Below are 17,076 nucleotides of genomic sequence, written 5' to 3' on the forward strand. Positions count from 1 at the left end.
AGCACCCCCGCCGGGGCATGACAAGCGCGGGCCAAAGAACAGTTCGAGAGTGCCTTCAACCCTTGACGAGACCGAGCCGGATCAGGCTTTCGGCCGTTGCTAGGATCGCTTCATTGTTGGAACGGGGTTGCCAGCCGAGCACCGACCTCGCCTTGGCGCTGGTCGAATGTCGTACCTTGCCGAGCATCGGCACGACCGCACGCAGCAAAGGAATCCGGTTGGCGGCAAGCCGCACCAGCCAGTCCGGCGCCTGCAGCCGCGGAACCCGGCCCGCCCGCGACCCCAGTTCCCGCCGTAGCACTTTGGCGATGTCGAGGATCGACATCGTCTCGCCGGACACCGCGATGAAGCGCTCGCCCTTCGCTTCCGGCGCGTTCATTGCCCGCAGGTGCAGATCGGCGACGTCGCGCACGTCGACCACGCCGAAATAGACCCGCGGCACGGCCGGCATGGCCCCGTCGAGCAGCGATTTGACGATCTCGATCGAGCCGGAATAGTCCGGCCCGAGCACCGGGCCGAAGATGCCGACAGGATTGACCACCGATAATTCGAGGCCGCCGCCCTCCTGCGCAATGAAATCCCAGGCCGCCCGCTCGGCCAGCGTCTTGGACTTGATGTAGGGCTGCACGTCGGCACCGCCCAGATCGGTCCAGTCGAACTCGTCGAACGGCTTGTCGCGCGGCGGATGGCCGTAGCCGATCGCCCCCAGCGACGAGGTGATGACCACGCGCCTGACGCCGGCCTCGCGCGCGGCGCGCAGCACCCGCAGCGTGCCGTCACGGGCGGGGACGATCATCTCGTTCTCGTCCTTGGGAACGCTGGTCGAGAGCGGCGAGGCGACATGGAGCACGTAGTCGCATCCCGCGACCGCCTCGCGCCAGCCCTCGTCCGCGGTGAGGTCGGTGGTAAAGAACGACAGGCTTTCGGGCGCAACCGCCCCGCCCTCGCGCAGCATCGCCAGCACGGCGGCCTGCCGGTCCGGCCGGCGCACCGTGGTCCGCACCTGATGGCCGGCGGCGAGAAGTTGCAGGACGACATGGATGCCGACGAAGCCGGACCCGCCGGTCACCAGGACAGTGCTCATTTGAAATTTCCTCATGGCACAGGCCGGCGAATGGGTTCCGCCACCTGCTCAAGGCCGCATCTGGTCACTATCTCCGGGGGCAACAAGTAGAATGGATTTCGAGACCGGTATGGAAAACCTGACCAGCGCCCGCGACGAAGACTGCGATTGCAGCCCCGCCCCTGCCGTGCTCGCCGATTTCAAGCAGGCCATCCATGCCATCGGCGGCAAGTGGAAGCTGGAGATCCTGTTCGCACTGATGAACGGTGCGGTCCGCTTCGGCGCCTTGCGGCGATCGATCGACGGCATCACCCAGCACATGTTGACCACGCAATTGCGCGAACTGCAGCGGGACGGATTGGTCTCGCGCACCGTTCTCGCCGAGAAGCCGTTGCAGATCGCCTACGAGCTGACCGATGCGGCCTACGGCCTGCTGCCGGCGTTTAAGGAAATATTGAGCTGGTCCAGGCTTTATGGGGATGCACGCCTCGCGGCGTCGCACGAAGCCTGATTGCAGCGATGCTTGATGCAGCTCGATCCACGCTTCAACAAGCTCGACGATCTCGTTGATGCGACTCGCAAAATCTCCCGCACCTGAAGTGAAGGCTGTTTCTCATCCGAACTCACGTGAGCTCGGAGGAAGTGACTCTAGCCCATTGATTGCGATTCACTTTTCGCAATGCATCCGCGCGCCAAGGCGCGCCGGCAATCGACAGGCAAAACGCTGAACACGGCGCGAAGCTGCGCCTTGGTCCCACAACAAAAGAGCCGCACGTGGCGGCTCCGTCTCTATTCGTCGCGATAGACCTTCTCGCGCTTCTCGTGGCGCTCCTGCGCCTCCACCGAGAGCGTCGCGATGGGCCGGGCCTCGAGCCGCTTCAACGAGATCGGCTCGCCGGTGTCCTCGCAATAGCCGTAGGTGTTGTCCTCGATCCGCTGGAGCGCAGCGTCGATCTTGGCGATCAGCTTGCGCTGGCGGTCGCGGGCACGGAGTTCGATGGCACGGTCGGTTTCGGACGATGCCCGATCGGCGAGATCGGGGTGGTTCACGTTCTCCTCCTGCAAGGCTTGCAGGGTGAGCTTGGACTCTTTGAGGATCTCATCCTTCCAGGCGAGGAGCTTCAAGCGGAAGTACTCCTTCTGCCGGTCGTTCATGAAAGGCTCTTTTTCGGTCGGTCGGTAGTTTTTCAACTTTTCCAAGGGCGGCCTATCTGTCTAAGCAACGACTCGTACGGCGGACGAGGTCCGCTGAGCGGGGCCTTATATAGCGGCCACCTGTGACAGACAATATTTCCCTCACCGCCCGAGCGGCGCCCCCAAGCCCTTGCACAGGAAGGTTTATCCTGGAGGACCGGGGGCGGCCGAAAGCCTAGTAGCCGACCGTGAAGCGCTGCTTCACATGGGCAGGGCGTTCGATCTCGTCTGCGAGCGCAATCGCGTAGTCGGCAAAGGTGATCCAGCTCTTGCCGTTCGCATCTGCGAGAAGCTGGTCGGTCCCGAGCCGGAACTTGCCGGTGCGCTCCCCCTCGACGAACAGCGCCGACGGCGAAATGAAGGTCCAGTTCAGGTCCTTTTCCTGCCGCAGCAGGTCGAGGAAAGCACCGCCCGCCTCCGCTTCCGCCTTGTATTCGGCCGGAAAATTGGGAGTCGTGACCAGTTTGACGCCCGGAGCGACCTCCAGGCTGCCGGCGCCGCCGACGACGAGGTAACGACCGACTTTGGCGGCCTTCGCCGCGCCGATCAGCTTCTGCGCATCGCTGGCCAGGAAGTGCACGGAACTCACGGCGACATCGTGCCCGGTCCACAGTCTGGCAAGGCCCGCCTGGTCGAGCACGTCCCCCTTGGTCGGCGTGACGTTCGGCAGGACCGCGATCTTCTCGAGGTTCCGGGCAATGGCCGTGACCGCATGGCAGCGCCGGGACAGTTCCTTGGCGATCTCGGACCCGGCCCGGCCCGACGCGCCGGCAACTGCGATTTTCATGGAAGGCTCCTTTGCTTCTTTGGTAACTAATGGTGACTAGATATCGTAAAGGATGCTGGTGTTAAGAGAGCACTTTGTGCTTACCTGATTACGCTGGGGTAACTGCCACGCGCATCGCAAGCGCGACGAAAACCGGATTCGAGGCCTGACGATGAAACCCGACGTCTATGCAGCGAACTGCCCGACGCGCCAGATCCTCGATCGCATCGGCGACAAATGGGCGGTGCTGATCCTGCTGCTGCTGCGCGAGGAGCCGATGCGCTTCAATCAGCTGCGCCGCACGATCGAAGGCATTTCGCAGAAGATGCTGAGCCAGGTTCTCAAATCGCTCGAACGCGACGGCTTGCTCAAGCGCCACGCCATCGCGACCGTGCCCGTCACGGTAGAGTATTCGATCACGCAGCTCGGACTGACGCTCGCCGGCGCGGTCGATCCGCTGCGCGATTGGGCCGAACAGAATCTGAAAGACGTTCTCGCCGCCCAGCGCAGCTATGACGCGCAGCAGAAGAAGGAAGCGGCGTAAGGGGCGCGTTGTGGAAAGACACGCGGTCTCGCCCAGCCCCCGCCGTCATGCCTCGGCTTGACCGGGGCATCCAGCACGCCGCTGGCCGCTCGATTCAAAACGACGTCTCTGAATGACCGAGACGCCCGGCCAGCCGCACGACGACAGCTGAATATTCCTGACTACGCCTGCCCCGCCTTGGCCAGCTCGACCTCGACGCGCAGCTCGATCTCGGAGAGCACCGAGTCCAGTCCCGGATCGCCCGAGGATGATTTCAGGTTTGCTGCAGCATCGCGCAGGCGCATCACGGTCGAGGCGTCGAGATTGCCGGACAGCAGCCCCATCTTGAGATCGTCCAGCACGTCGAGCGCCGTCCTGCCGCGGGTGACCGAGCGCCTGCGGCGCTCGATCGGGTCCTCCGCGACGCCTTGCAACGCCAGCAGCCCGTCGATGTTGGCGGCCGCCTTCGGTGCGGCGGCGCTCCGGGTCTCCTGCGCCGACGATGTGTCGGGCAAAACGAAGGTGCCGGAGCCGGTCCGCCTGGCCTGGCTGGCCGGCGTTCCAAGCGTCGTGCCGTTCGGTCCGTAGATGCGCATCGGAGAGAATCCGGGTGATCGATGCCGTCACCTTCGCCGTCTTATGGTTAACGGGGCGTAAACGGCCCGGCAAAATCTGCCGACAGGCGGCAGTTTCGCTCCTCACGGACAACACCGGCTGACACCGGTCGAAACAGATTTAGTCAACCTATTCAGCGACCTATCCCTGCCCCGCCGGGTTGGCACAGCCCTCGCAAGGACAGCGTCGGACCAGCTCGTCATGGGAGTGTCGTGCAGGTCCTGACGATTTGAGGAGCCCTTTTTGAGGATCCTTGGGGAGCAGAGGATGCCGAGCGTTCGTTGGGTGAGGATTATTGGGGTGGCCTGTGCCGCGTTGTCGGCGTTGACGCTGTCGCTCGCGCCCGCGGCTGCGACCTCGCGCATCAAGGACCTCGCCAATATCGAAGGCGTGCGGCAGAACCAGCTCATCGGCTACGGCCTCGTCGTCGGCCTCAACGGCACCGGCGACACGCTCAACAACATCCCCTTCACCAAGCAGTCGCTGCAGGCGATGCTCGAGCGCATGGGCGTCAACATCCGCGGCGCCACCATCCGCACCGGCAACGTCGCAGCTGTGATGGTGACCGGCAATCTGCCGGCCTTCGCCACCCAGGGCACGCGCATGGACGTCACCGTCTCCGCGCTCGGCGATGCCAAGAACCTCCAGGGCGGCACCCTGCTCGTCACGCCACTGTTAGGTGCCGACGGCAACGTCTACGCGGTGGCGCAAGGCTCGCTCGCGATCTCCGGCTTCCAGGCCGAGGGCGAGGCGGCCAAGATCGTGCGCGGCGTGCCGACCGTGGGACGCATCGCCAACGGTGCCATCATCGAGCGCGAGATCGAGTTCGCGCTCAATCGGCTGCCGAACGTGCGCCTGGCGCTGCGCAACGCCGACTTCACCACGGCCAAACGGATCGCGGCTGCGATCAACGATTATCTCGGCGTCAAGACCGCCGAACCGATCGACCCCTCGACGGTACAGCTCTCGGTCCCGCCCGAGTTCAAGGGCAACGTCGTCGCCTTTCTCACCGAGATCGAGCAGCTGCAGGTCGACCCTGATCTCGCAGCCAAGATCGTCATCGACGAACGCAGCGGCATCATCGTGATGGGCCGCGACGTCCGCGTCGCCACCGTCGCGGTGGCGCAGGGCAACCTCACCGTCACCATTTCCGAGAGCCCGCAGGTCAGCCAGCCCAACCCGCTGTCGCGCGGCCGCACCGTGGTCGCGCCGCGCAGCAGCGTGACCGTCACCGAGGACGGCAAGAAACTGGCGCTCGTCAAGGACGGCGTCTCGCTCCAGCAGCTCGTCGACGGCCTCAACGGCCTCGGCATCGGTCCGCGCGACATGATCAGCATCCTCCAGGCGATCAAGGCCGCCGGTGCGATCGAAGCCGACATCGAGGTGATGTGATGCAGGCCGGCACGATCAACACCCCGCGCCTCGCCACCTCCTCGGCCTTCTCGGTCGAGAGCCGCAACGGCCGCCCCGATTTCGAACTCGCGAGCGCCCTGCAAAAGGTCTCGCCGAAGCAGCAGGCCAGGGCACAGAAGACCGCCACCGACTTCGAGGCGATGTTCCTCAACAGCATGTTCGCGCAGATGACCTCGGGCCTGAAGGGCGAAGGCCCGTTCGGCGACACGCCCGGCACCGGCGTGTGGCGCTCGATGCTGACCGAGCAATACTCCAAGAACTTCGCCAATGCCGGCGGCGTCGGCATTGCCCGCGACGTCTATCGCACCCTCATCACGCAGCAGGCGAAAACGATCCGCTCGGCATAAGGTCAAACGAGATGAACCACTTCAACGCCTCACGTCAGCCGATGCAACAGCGGCCGAACACCGCGCCAGGCAGCGCCGAGGCGCGCAAGCTCGCCGAGGGCCTGATGGACGCGATGAGCGCCCTGCTCGGACTGATCGAGCGCGAGACCGAGCTCGTCCGCGCCGGCAAGGTTCGGGAAGCGATGATGCTCGAGAGCAAGAAGCAGGAGCTGTCGCGAAATTATGTCGGCGCCGTCGGCCAGTTGAAGGCGAACCAGGCTCAGCTCGCGAAATCCGCGCCGGAGCTGCTGTCGACGCTGCACCGCCACCACGATGCGTTTCGCGCGATGCTCCAGGTCAATCTCACCGTGCTCGCGACCGCGCACGCGGTCTCCGAAAGCGTCGTGCGCGGCGTCAATGCCGAGATCCAGAAGCGCAACGTGCCGAACACCTACACGGCCGCAGGTCGCCGCGCAGCTCCCGGCCCGCGTCACATCACCCCGCTCGCGGTCAGCCGCTCGCTCTGATCACACGCGAGACAACAAGCGACAATTTTACGAAAAACCGCGCGGCGAAAGCGTCGCGCGGTTAGGCACGTTTCCTTACCGGGTGTTCAGTCCTGGTGTTCCATGGTTGCGTTACGAGAGGGGTTGGGATTTGACTCACGTTAGGCAACCAGGAGGCTGCCATGAGTACAGATTTCAGCATCAGGCCGGTGGGGATCCCGGCCCCTGTGCAGATCGTAACGACGTCCAACGCGGCGGCGAACGAGGCTGTGCAAACTGATCTTCCGGTGAACCAGACGGTCGCCGCGGCGGATACGAGCGCGCCCTTGCGTAACGATCTGCCGAACCACGAGAACGTCTCGCGCCAGGTCGTGTTCGACCAGGCGTCCGCATCCATGGTCTTCCAGGTCGTCAACGACAAGACCGACGCGGTGGTCAACCAGTTTCCCGACGAGGCGATGCTGCGCCGGCGGGCCTATTTTCATGCCATGGACATGAAGTCCGAGCCCTCGCGTCCGCTCAGCACCGACGTCAGCGCCTGACGATCGCGGAATTCAGCTTGGCGGATCTTTAGCGATGGTCTGCTGCGTCTGACCGGCACCGGTCAGCGCGAAATTCGTGTTGCCGAAAAACGGAGATCCAGGCTGCCGGTGGTGCCGAGCATCACGAGCAACCGTCACGGCCGTCCCGACAGGCCCGCGGCGATATTGCGGTTGATCTCGATCAGCGGACGGAAGTGATCGAACTGCGGGCTCATCTGCAGCGCGGCGGTCTGGCTCAGCACGAACACGCTGATGTTGGCGATCTTCTGCCGGACATCGATCGGCTGCGGATTGTTGTCGCGCATCGCCTCACTCAGGAAGATGGTCCAGAGCTTGCGGTTGAACATCAGCGCCTGCATGGTCTGCTCGCTGAGCGGATCGGCATTGTTCACCGCATCCTGAAGCTTGTTCGCGGCCTTGAGCAAGGTCTGCGCCTCGATGTCGCGAGGAGATGCAGTGGTCGTTGCAACGCGCGCGTAAGCCGAGGCAGCGGAATTCGACATCAATCACACCCTGGAGGTAACCTAGCGCGTTGTAAGCGCTTAAGGATTTCTTTTCCAACCCTAGGCAGCACCGCTTAAGATTTGCTTACGTGTTGTGCTTGGAAGCACTCCGGACAATTACGGGGCACGGAGTTCTTCGTTAGCGCAACGCTAGATCGATGCATGCGCGAAGTAAATTCGCTTCGCGTGATACGTGTCGATCTCGGCTAATCTCGTCTTAGCGATCTCCCTCAAAAAGAACGGCGGAGCGTTAGCCCCGCCGCGATATTTCGTATGACGATCTTGCGCTGCGAGATTAGCGGAGCAGCTGCAGCACGCTCTGTTGCGACTGGTTGGCCAGCGAGAGCGCGGACACCGCGATCGACTGGCGGGTCGACAGCGCCTGGCTGTTGGCCGCTTCCTCGTTGGTGTCGGCCAGCGTCAAATTGGACGAGCCGGTTTGCAGCACGTTGATCAGGTTCTTGGAGAAGTCCTGACGCACCTGCACGATCGAGAGGTTCGATCCCAGCGATGATCCTTCCGAGCGCAGCCTGCTCGAGGCGGCATTCAGGCTGGCCAGCACCTTGTTGGTGGCGCCGTTGTCGATGAAGTCCGTGCCGGGAACGAGATTGCTGAGGCCGAGGCCGGCCGCGTTGAACACGACGCCGTTGATGCCGAGCGTGGAGCTGCCGGTCTCGTTGAAGACCAGCTTCAGCGTGTCGCCGTTGAGCAGGTTGATGCCGTTGAAGGACGAGTCCTGCGAGGTCGTGTCGATCTGCGCCAGGATGTTGTTGAACTGGCTGACCAGGCTCGAACGCGCGGTCTGCGCGACGGGATCCTGAACCGGCGGCTGCGCGGTGGTGAAGGCGAGCACGCCGGTGAGCGTACCGCCGACCGCGCCGCCCGCGGCCGTCGAGCCGAGCGTCGAGGACGCGTATTCGTTGACGGTGGTGACCGTCAGCACGCCGTTGGCATCGATCGTCGCCGTCAGGTGGTTGGCCTGCAGCTGCACATTGAGCTGGTCGAGCGTCTTGACGGTGCCGTTGGTGCCGTCGCCGAAGGTGACGTTCACCGGCGTGCCGCCGTTGAAGGAGGAGAAGGTCAGAGTCTTGCCGCTGACGCCGCCGACGCCGGAGGTGCGCGCCGCGGTGAAGGCGGTCGCCGTTCCCGTGTTGCCGCTGAGGCCGAACGCGCTGAGGGCGTTGCCGGTGCCGGTGATCGAGAGATCGGAGTTGATGCCGGTGGAGAGCGCAAGCTGACCGCTGCTGTTGACCGAGGACGGAATCTGGCCCGCGGTGGTCGACAGCGTCGCCGCACCGTTGAAGATGTTCGCGGTCTTGACGCCGGTGGCGAGGTCGACCGCGTTGAGCAGGTCGGTCAGCGTCGCGCTCTGGATATAGACGGTCGAGTTGCCGTTGCCGTCGGTGACGACGTTGCCGTTGACGCCATAGCCGGTGGCCACGCTCGCCGCCGATTGCGGCGTCTGCGCATTCTTGAATGTGATGGTGTGGCCGTCGATGTTCAGGGTCGAGCCGTCTTGAACGAGAGTGCCGAGCGAGCCGGCGGTCGTCGAGCGGGCCGCGGTGACGTTGGCATTGCCGGCGCCGGTCGCGGCGGTGAGACCAAGCGCCTTGAGGAAATCGGCCTTTCCGGTCACGCTCAGATCGGCGCCGGTCGAGCTCTTCAGCGTCGTCGCGCCCGCCGTGATGGAGGATGCGACCTGCAGCGTGCCGACGGGACCGGCCGCACCGCTGACCGCGATCGTCGCCGCCCCCGCACTGATCGTCGCGGTCTTGACGCCGCTGGCGAGGTCGATCGCACTGAGGACATCGTTGATGGTTGCCCCGGGGGCAGCCGGCGTTCCTTCATAGACGATCGAATTGCCGTTGCCGTCCGTGGCGATGTGCCCGCTGGCGTCGAGGCCCCAGCCGGTCGGCTGCGTGCTCGGCGCAACGCCGGTGCGGAAGGTGATGGTCTTGCCGTTCACCGTGATGGTGTCGCCGTCCGCAGGCGCGCTGCTGAATGTGGTGGAGGTGGTGGTGCCGACCAGCGTGGCGGTGCCGGACAGCGCGGTGGTGCCGTCGGCCGCGGTCACCGCCGTGCCGGTGAAGGCCCCAGCGGTCGAACCGAGGGAGGCGCCAAGCGCGGCAGTTCCGGTGACCGGGGTCACGCCACCGGCTGCACCGGTATAGAGCACGTTGCTCTTCGCGGTCGCGCTGGCATAGGAGGTCGTGCCGCGCAAATCGGCCGGGGTCGCCCCGGGAATGGTGGTCGAGACGTTGGATTTGGTGGAGTAGCCGACCGTGGTCTGCAGCGCCTGGTTGGCGATCGACTTGGCGCTGTCGATCAGTTTCTGCAGCGAGGTGATGCCGGTGTTGGCGGCCTGCAGCACCTGGACACCGTTGTTGATGCCGTCCAGCAGGTTGCTGATGTCGCTCGCCCGGTTGTCCAGCCCCTGCGCCGTGAAGAAGTTGGTGGGGTTGTCGAGCGCGGTGTTGACCTTCTTGCCGGTCGACAGCCGCTCCTGCGTCGTGGCCAGCAAGTCGGCCGTCGACTGCAGCGACAACAGGTTCTGGCGAACGGACGCCGAGAGAACGATGTTGGACATTGGCGAGTCTTCCTCTTGAACCGGATACGAATCGGCCGCGCGGTCTCGAAAGCGGGCTTTTGTCCAGTTTTAGGAGCTGTCCTTTAAAGTATGGTTAACGCCGGTTTAAGAGACACGGTTAATGGCTGGTGAACGCCTTTAGCCCTCTCGGAACGCAAAAAAGGGCGGCGGGGCAAATGGCCCCGCCGCCCGGTTTTATTTAGTAATTTCAGCTACTTAGCGGAGCAGCTGGAGTACGCTCTGCTGCGAGGTGTTGGCCAGCGACAGCGCGGAGACCGCGATGGACTGGCGGGTCGACAGCGCCTGGCTGTTGGCCGCCTCGACGTTGGTGTCGGCCAAAGTCAGGTTGGACGAGCCGGTTTGCAGCACGTTGATCAGGTTCTTGTTGAAGTCCTGACGGATCTGCACGACCGAGAGGTTGGAGCCCAGGGCCGAGGCCTCCGAGCGCAGCGTGCTCGACGCGGCGTTCAGGTTGGTCAAAACCCTGTTGGCCGCGGCGTTGTCGATGAAGTCGACGCCGACCGTCAGCGCGGCAAGGCCCAGACCCTTCGAGTTGTAGGTCACACCGGTGATGTTCAGGCTCGACTTGCCGGTCTCGTCGAACACCAGCTTGAGCTGGTCGCCGTTCAAGAGGTTGACGCCGTTGAACGAGGAGTCCTGCGAGGTGGTGTCGATCTGGTTCAGGATGTTGTTGTACTGGGACACCAGATTGGCACGCGCCGTCTGGGCGACCGCATCCTGGACGGGGTTGGAAGCCGTCGAGAAGGTCAGTGCCGTGGTGAGCGTGCCGCCGATTGCGCCGCCGGCAGTCGTCGAGCCGAGCGTCGAGGACGCATAGTCGTTGGAGGCGGTGATGGTCAGCAGGCCGTTGGCGTCGATCGTCGCGGACAGGTTGTTGGCCTGAAGCTTCGAGTTGAGCTGATCGAGCGTCTTGACCGTGCCGTTGGTGCCGTCGCCGAAGGTGACGTTGACCGCCGTGCCGCCGTTGAAGGAGGAGAAGGTCAAGGTCTTGCCGCTGAGGCCGCCGATGCCGGACGTGCGGGCGGCGGAAAACGCCGTTGCGTTGCCGGTGTTTCCGGCGAGGCCGAACACGTTCAGCGCATTGCCGGTGCCGGTGATCGACAGATCGGCGTTGATGCCGGTCGAGATCTTGAGCTGACCGGAGGTGTTGATCGTCGAGTTCGACTGACCGGTGCCGGTTGCAAGCGTCGCGGTGCCGTTGGCGTTGATGGTCGCCGTCTGCACGCCGGTGGCAAGATCGATCGCCTTCAGCACGTCGTTGACCGTGCCGGCCTGCAGATAGACGATCGAATTGCCGTTGCCGTCGGTGATGACGTTGCCGTTCGCGCCATAACCGCTCGGAACACTGGGAGCACCGGTCGAACCCGGCACCGGCGCGTTCTTGAAGGTGATGACGTGACCGTCGACGTTCAACGTCGAACCGTCGGCAATCGTCGCACCCAGCGAGGCCGCGGTCGTTGTCCGGTTGACCTCGATGTTAGCGTTGCCTGCACCCGTCGCCGTGGTCAGGGCGAGCGCCTTGAGCAGGTCGGCCTTGCCGGTGACGCTCAGATCCGCGCCTGTCGAACTCCTCAGCGTGACGGCGCCGCCGGCAACGGTCGAGGCAGTCTGGCCGACGCTCGTGGCGATCGTCGCAGCACCGGAGCTGATGGACACCGTCTTGACGCCGCTGGCCAAATCGATTGCGGTCAACAGATCGTTGACGGTCGCAGCCGGGGTGCCCGCGGTGCCGAGATAGACCGTGGTGTTGCCGCTGCCATCGGTGACGAGGTTGCCGCTGACGCCCGAGCCGGACGCAACCGCCGTCGAGGCCGGAGCTGAACCGCTGCGGAAGGTGATGGTCTTGCCGTTCACCGTCAGCGTGTCGCCGTCGGCAGGCTGGGCCACCCCGGCAAGGCCGGTCGCCGTCGTGCCGTTGGTGGCGATCAGGGTGATGGTGCCTTCGAGGGTCGTCGTACCGGCCGCGCCGGTCGTTGCGCCAGTGCTTGCGAACACGCCGATGGTGGCGCCGAGCGTCGTGGTGCCGTTCGCCGCAGTGGTGCCGCCGGCCGTCCCGTTATACAGCACGTTGCTGCTCGCGGTGGCGCTGGCAAAGCTCGTCGTGCCACGCAGGTCAGCCGCGGTCGCACCGGCGATCGTGGTGGAGACGTTGGACTTGGTGGAGTAGCCGACCGTGGTCTGCAGCGCCTGGTTGGCGATCGACTTCGCGGAGTCGATCAGTTTCTGCAGCGAGGTCAGGCCGGTGTTGGCGGCCTGCAGCACCTGCACGCCGTTGGCGATGCCGTCGAGCAGATTGTTGATGTCGCTGGCGCGGTTGTCGAGCGACTGGGCGGTGAAGAAGTTGGTGGGATTGTCGAGCGCCGAGTTGACGCTTCTGCCGGTCGACAGACGATTCTGTGTGGTGGCGAGAAGATCGGCGGTGGACTGGAGAGAGAGGAGGTTCTGGCGAACCGACGCAGAGAGAACAATACCGGACATGACTCTTTACCCTTCTGGCTTACGCGTCTTCGTTCGATCGCTTCTGGATCGAGTGACGAGCCAAGCGTGCCGTGACATGGCTAACAAAGGGTGAAGCGCGTGTGCGCAACCTTAAGCGCCGGTTCACCATAACCGCGCCGAGAGTCCTTCCACAGTTCGCAATCTCTCTGAAATCATTGGAAATTCCCGGCGCTTACGCTCCATTAACCATAACCGCTGGTTACTTTTGATGGTTACTTTTTCAAGCACCCCTGCCCTTCGCTCACTCGCGTTCAGCCAAAAAGAAAGCGGCGGGGCCGAAGCCCCGCCGCCTGATCTTGCTTGCGATGCGGTCCGCGATTTAGCGGAGCAGCTGCAGCACGCTCTGCTGCGACTGGTTGGCCAGCGACAGCGCGGAGACCGCGATGGACTGGCGGGTCGACAGCGCCTGGCTGTTGGCCGCTTCGACGTTGGTGTCGGCCAGCGTCAGGTTGGACGAACCGGTCTGCAGCACGTTGATCAGGTTCTTGTTGAAGTCCTGACGAACCTGCACGATCGTGAGGTTCGAGCCCAGAGCCGAAGCTTCCGAGCGCAGCGTGCTGGATGCCGAGTTGAGGTTGGTCAGCACCTTGTTGGTGGCAGCGTTGTCGATGAAGTCGACACCGCTGGTCAGCGCAGCGAGGCCCAGACCCTTCGAGTTGTAGGTCACGCCGGTGATGCTGAGGCTCGATTTCGCAGTCTCGTCGAACACCAGCTTGAGCTGGTCACCGTTCAGCAGGTTGACGCCGTTGAACGAGGAGTCCTGGGCCGTCGAGTCGATCTGCTGGAGGATGTTGTTGTACTGGTTGACCAGGTTGGCACGGGAGGTCTGTGCAACCGTGTCCTGGACGGGGCTGGAAGCCGTCGAGAATGTCAGCGCCGTGGTCAGCGTGCCGCCGATCGCACCGCCAGCGGCGGTCGATCCGATCGTCGAGGACGCGTAGTCGTTGGTGGTCGAGACCGTCAGCAGGCCGTTGGCGTCGATCGTCGCCGTCAGGTTGTTGGCCTGAAGCTTCGAGTTCAACTGATCGAGCGTCTTGACCGTGCCGTTGGTGCCGTCGCCGAAGGTGACGTTGACCGCCGTGCCGCCATTGAAGGAGGAGAAGGTCAAGGTCTTGCCGGTGAGGCCGCCAACGCCCGAGGTGCGCGCCGCGGTGAACGCGGTCGAGGTCCCGGTGTTGCCGGCGAAGCCTAGCACGTTCAACGCATTGCCTGTGCCCGTAACCGACAGATCGGCGTTGACGCCGGTCGAGATCTTGAGCTGGCCGGAGGCGTTGATCGACGAGTTGGTCTGGCCGGAGGCCGTCGCAAGCGTCGCGGTGCCGTTGGCGTTGACCGTCGCGGTCTGGACGCCGGTGGCGAGGTCGATCGCCTTCAGCACGTCGTTGACCGTACCGCCCTGCAGGTAGACCGTCGAGTTGCCGGCGCCGTCGGTGAGGACGTTGCCGCTCGCACCGAACCCGCTCGGAACGCTCGGAGCACCGGTCGAACCCGGGATCGGCGCGTTCTTGAAGGTGATGACGTGACCGTCGACGTTCAGCGTCGAGCCGTCCGTAATCGTCGCACCCAGCGAGGACGAGCTCGAGGTCCGGTTGACGTTGACGGTAGCGTTGCCGCCGCCGACAGCCGTGCTTAGACCGAGAGCATTGAGCAAGTCGGCCTTGCCGGTGACGCTCAGATCAGCACCCGTCGAGCTCTTCAGCGTGACTGCGCTCGCAGCGACACTCGAGGCTGTCTGGTTGGCGCTGGTCGCGAGTGTCGCGGCACCCGAACTGATGGACACCGTCTTGACGCCGCTGGCGAGATCGATCGCGCTCAACAGGTCGTTGACGGTCGCAGCCGGCGTGCCGGCGGTGCCGAGATAGACGGTGCTGTTGCCGTTGCCGTCGGTGACGAGGTTGCCGCTGACGCCCGAACCGGTCGGAACGGCGGTTGTCGCCGGAGCCGTACCGCTGCGGAAGGTGATGGTCTTGCCGTTCACCGTCAGCGTGTCGCCGTCAGCCGGCTGGGCCACGCCGGCAAGGCCGGTCGCGGTGGTGCCGTTGGTGGCGATCAGGGTGATGGTGCCGGTCAGGGCCGTGGTGCCGCCGGCGCCGGTCGTTGCGGTGGTGCCGGTGAAGGAGCCGATGGTGGCGCCGAGCGTCGTGGTGCCGCTCGCCGCGGTGGTGCCGCCGGCCGCGCCGCTGAACAGCACGTTGCTGCTCGCAGTCGCACTGGCGTACGAGGTGGTGCCGCGCAGGTCGGCCGCCGTCGCACCCGAGATGGTGGTCGAGACGTTCGACTTGGTGGAGTAACCGACGGTGGTCTGCAGCGCCTGGTTGGCGATCGACTTCGCGGAGTCGATCAGCTTCTGCAGCGAGGTGATGCCGGTGTTGGCGGCCTGCAGCACCTGCACGCCGTTGGCGATGCCGTCGAGCAGGTTGTTGATGTCGCTGGCACGGTTGTCGAGCGACTGGGCGGTGAAGAAGTTGGTGGGATTGTCCAGGGCCGAGTTGACGCTCTTGCCGGTCGACAGACGGCTTTGGGTGGTGGCGAGAAGATCAGCGGTGGACTGGAGGGACAGCAGGTTCTGACGAACCGACGAGGAGAGAACAATACCGGACATTGAGTGTTACCCTTCTGGTACGCAACGCAACTAACTTCGATTAGGATTAATCGATGCCGGGACGGTGAACGCAGACGGCTAACAAAGCATGAAGCGTGTCGCGGCAGGCTTTGGCCGGATTCACCATACGCACGTTCGCAGCAAAAACGTGCCCGCTTATATCGTCATGAAAGCATGACGCTTTTCGGTGCAGCGACGAAGCGTTTGCGACTTGTCAACCATAACTCAGAGTGAGCAATTGGCTGCATTCGATTGCGTCATTCCCATCTCTCCGGCGGCATTCTGATGCCAGCGCAAAAAACGAAAGCGGCGGGGCCGAAGCCCCGCCGCCTGATCTTGCTTGCGATGTGGTCCGCGACTTAGCGGAGCAGCTGCAGCACGCTCTGCTGCGACTGGTTGGCCAGCGACAGCGCGGAGACCGCGATGGACTGGCGGGTCGACAGCGCCTGGCTGTTGGCCGCTTCGGTGTTGGTGTCGGCCAGCGTCAGGTTGGACGAACCGGTCTGCAGCACGTTGATCAGGCTCTTGTTGAAGTCCTGACGAACCTGCACCACCGAGAGGTTCGAACCGAGGCTCGACGCTTCCGAGCGCAGCGTGCTCGACGCGGCGTTCAGGTTCGACAGCACCTTGTTGGTGGCAGCGTTGTCGATGAAGTCGACACCGCTGGTCAGCGCAGCGAGGCCCAGACCCTTGGAGTTGTAGGTCACGCCCGTGATGCTCAGGTTCGACTTGCCGGTCTCGTCGAACACCAGCTTGAGCTGGTCACCGTTCAAGAGGTTGACACCGTTGAACGAGGAGTCCTGCGAGGTCGTGTCGATCTGGTTCAGGATGTTGTTGTACTGGTTGACCAGGTTGGCACGGGAGGTCTGTGCAACCGTATCCTGGACGGGGGTGGAAGCCGTCGAGAAGGTCAGCGACGAGGTCAGCGTACCGCCGATCGAACCACCCGCGGCGCTCGAACCGATGGTCGAGGACGCGTAGTCGTTGGTGGTCGAGACCGTCAGCAGGCCGTTGGCGTCGATCGTTGCCGTCAGGTTGTTGGCCTGCAGCTTGGTATTGAGCTGATCGAGCGTCTTGACCGTGCCGTTGGTGCCGTCGCCGAACGTGACATTGACCGCCGTGCCGCCGTTGAAGGAGGAGAAGGTCAAGGTCTTGCCGGAGATGCCGCCGACGCCGGAGGTGCGAGCCGCCGTGAAAGCGGTTGCCGTACCGGTGTTGCCGGCAAGGCCGAGCACGTTCAGCGCGTTGCCTGTGCCCGTGACCGACAGATCGGCGTTGACGCCGGTCGAGATCTTGAGCTGGCCGGAGGCGTTGATCGACGAGTTGGTCTGGCCGGTGGCGGTCGCAAGCGTCGCGGTGCCGTTGGCGTTGACCGTAGCGGTCTGGACGCCGGTGGCGAGGTCGATCGCCTTCAGCACGTCGTTGACCGTACCGCCCTGCAGGTAGACCGTCGAGTTGCCGGCGCCGTCGGTGAGGACGTTGCCGCTCGCGCCGAACCCGCTCGGAACACTCGGAGCACCGGTCGAACCCGGGATCGGGGCGTTCTTGAAGGTGATGACGTGACCGTCGACGTTCAGCGTCGAGCCGTCCGCAATCGTCGCACCCAGCGAAGCCGAGCTGGTGGTGCGGGTGGCGCTGACGGTGGCGTTGCCGCCGCCGACGGCCGACGTCAGACCGAGAGCATTGAGCAGATCGGCCTTGCCGGTGACGCTGAGATCAGCACCCGTCGAGCTCTTCAGCGTGACAGCGCTCGCAGCGACGCTCGAGGCGGTCTGGCCGGCGCTCGTGGCCAAGGTCGCGGCACCCGAACTGATGGACACCGTCTTGACGCCGCTGGCCAGATCGATCGCGCTCAACAGGTCGTTGACGGTCGCAGCCGGCGTGCCGGCGGTGCCGAGATAGACGGTGCTGTTGCC

The 17,076-nt window shown here is 64.3% G+C and carries 15 protein-coding genes; 6 read left to right on the forward strand and 9 right to left on the reverse strand.

Translation table 11 applies throughout. From position 1 onward, the window contains the following. Positions 1–55: 55 nt before the first annotated feature. Positions 56–1,084: an SDR family oxidoreductase gene (locus JQ580_RS22415; RefSeq protein ID WP_212282363.1), complete on the reverse strand. Its 1,029-nt coding sequence runs from the start codon at positions 1,082–1,084 to the stop codon at positions 56–58. A 91-nt stretch (positions 1,085–1,175) separates the two neighbouring features. Between JQ580_RS22415 and JQ580_RS22420 the strand changes: the two genes are divergently transcribed. Next, the gene (locus JQ580_RS22420; protein ID WP_212282364.1) at positions 1,176–1,574 is read left to right on the forward strand and encodes a winged helix-turn-helix transcriptional regulator; all 399 of its coding nucleotides are present in this window, start codon (positions 1,176–1,178) and stop codon (positions 1,572–1,574) included. A gap of 278 nt (positions 1,575–1,852) precedes the next feature. Here JQ580_RS22420 and dksA read toward each other — a convergent pair whose 3' ends face one another. Both dksA and JQ580_RS22430 read right to left on the reverse strand, forming a co-directional pair. Continuing rightward, positions 1,853–2,218: an RNA polymerase-binding protein DksA gene (dksA, locus tag JQ580_RS22425; protein ID WP_008554760.1), complete on the reverse strand. Its 366-nt coding sequence runs from the start codon at positions 2,216–2,218 to the stop codon at positions 1,853–1,855. A 214-nt stretch (positions 2,219–2,432) separates the two neighbouring features. Next, complete coding sequence (locus JQ580_RS22430) at positions 2,433–3,044, reverse strand: NAD(P)-dependent oxidoreductase (RefSeq protein WP_212282365.1); 612 nt, start codon at positions 3,042–3,044, stop codon at positions 2,433–2,435. 151 nt (positions 3,045–3,195) lie between these two features. Between JQ580_RS22430 and JQ580_RS22435 the strand changes: the two genes are divergently transcribed. After that, on the forward strand, positions 3,196–3,567 hold the full coding sequence (locus tag JQ580_RS22435; RefSeq protein WP_212282366.1) for a winged helix-turn-helix transcriptional regulator: 372 nt from the start codon (positions 3,196–3,198) through the stop codon (positions 3,565–3,567). 161 nt (positions 3,568–3,728) lie between these two features. Here the strand turns inward: JQ580_RS22435 and JQ580_RS22440 are convergent, their stop codons facing one another. Continuing rightward, positions 3,729–4,142, reverse strand: a complete 414-nt coding sequence (locus JQ580_RS22440; RefSeq protein WP_212282367.1) for a flagellar assembly protein FliX — start codon at positions 4,140–4,142, stop codon at positions 3,729–3,731. Positions 4,143–4,428: 286 nt separating this feature from the next. On the opposite strand from JQ580_RS22440, the gene JQ580_RS22445 reads away from it, so the two are divergent. The 4 genes from JQ580_RS22445 to JQ580_RS22460 all read left to right on the forward strand — a co-directional run bounded on the left by JQ580_RS22445 (position 4,429) and on the right by JQ580_RS22460 (position 6,948). Further along, positions 4,429–5,553: a flagellar basal body P-ring protein FlgI gene (locus tag JQ580_RS22445; protein WP_212282368.1), complete on the forward strand. Its 1,125-nt coding sequence runs from the start codon at positions 4,429–4,431 to the stop codon at positions 5,551–5,553. Continuing rightward, complete coding sequence (gene flgJ, locus JQ580_RS22450; RefSeq protein ID WP_212282369.1) at positions 5,553–5,921, forward strand: flagellar assembly peptidoglycan hydrolase FlgJ; 369 nt, start codon at positions 5,553–5,555, stop codon at positions 5,919–5,921. Before JQ580_RS22445 ends, flgJ begins: the two co-directional genes overlap by 1 nt. Positions 5,922–5,932: 11 nt before the next feature. Continuing rightward, the gene (locus JQ580_RS22455; protein ID WP_106951764.1) at positions 5,933–6,427 is read left to right on the forward strand and encodes a hypothetical protein; all 495 of its coding nucleotides are present in this window, start codon (positions 5,933–5,935) and stop codon (positions 6,425–6,427) included. 161 nt (positions 6,428–6,588) lie between these two features. After that, a complete protein-coding gene (locus JQ580_RS22460) occupies positions 6,589–6,948 on the forward strand; it encodes a hypothetical protein (RefSeq protein WP_212282370.1) in 360 nt (119 codons plus the stop codon). A 134-nt stretch (positions 6,949–7,082) separates the two neighbouring features. Here the strand turns inward: JQ580_RS22460 and flaF are convergent, their stop codons facing one another. The 5 genes from flaF to JQ580_RS22485 form a co-directional block, all read right to left on the reverse strand. Continuing rightward, entirely contained in the window at positions 7,083–7,451 is a 369-nt protein-coding gene (gene flaF, locus JQ580_RS22465) for a flagellar biosynthesis regulator FlaF (RefSeq protein ID WP_008554779.1), read from the reverse strand. A 295-nt stretch (positions 7,452–7,746) separates the two neighbouring features. After that, positions 7,747–10,038: a DUF1522 domain-containing protein gene (locus tag JQ580_RS22470; protein ID WP_212282371.1), complete on the reverse strand. Its 2,292-nt coding sequence runs from the start codon at positions 10,036–10,038 to the stop codon at positions 7,747–7,749. 216 nt (positions 10,039–10,254) lie between these two features. Continuing rightward, complete coding sequence (locus JQ580_RS22475) at positions 10,255–12,537, reverse strand: DUF1522 domain-containing protein (RefSeq protein ID WP_212282372.1); 2,283 nt, start codon at positions 12,535–12,537, stop codon at positions 10,255–10,257. A 340-nt stretch (positions 12,538–12,877) separates the two neighbouring features. Next, positions 12,878–15,160, reverse strand: a complete 2,283-nt coding sequence (locus JQ580_RS22480; RefSeq protein WP_212282373.1) for a DUF1522 domain-containing protein — start codon at positions 15,158–15,160, stop codon at positions 12,878–12,880. 359 nt (positions 15,161–15,519) lie between these two features. Then, positions 15,520–17,076 (reverse strand): DUF1522 domain-containing protein (locus JQ580_RS22485; RefSeq protein WP_212282374.1); only part of this gene is annotated, 1,557 nt, incomplete at its 5' end.

The sequence above is a fragment of the Bradyrhizobium sp. SZCCT0148 genome (genome assembly GCF_018129985.1).
Lineage (GTDB): Bacteria > Pseudomonadota > Alphaproteobacteria > Rhizobiales > Xanthobacteraceae > Bradyrhizobium > Bradyrhizobium japonicum_H.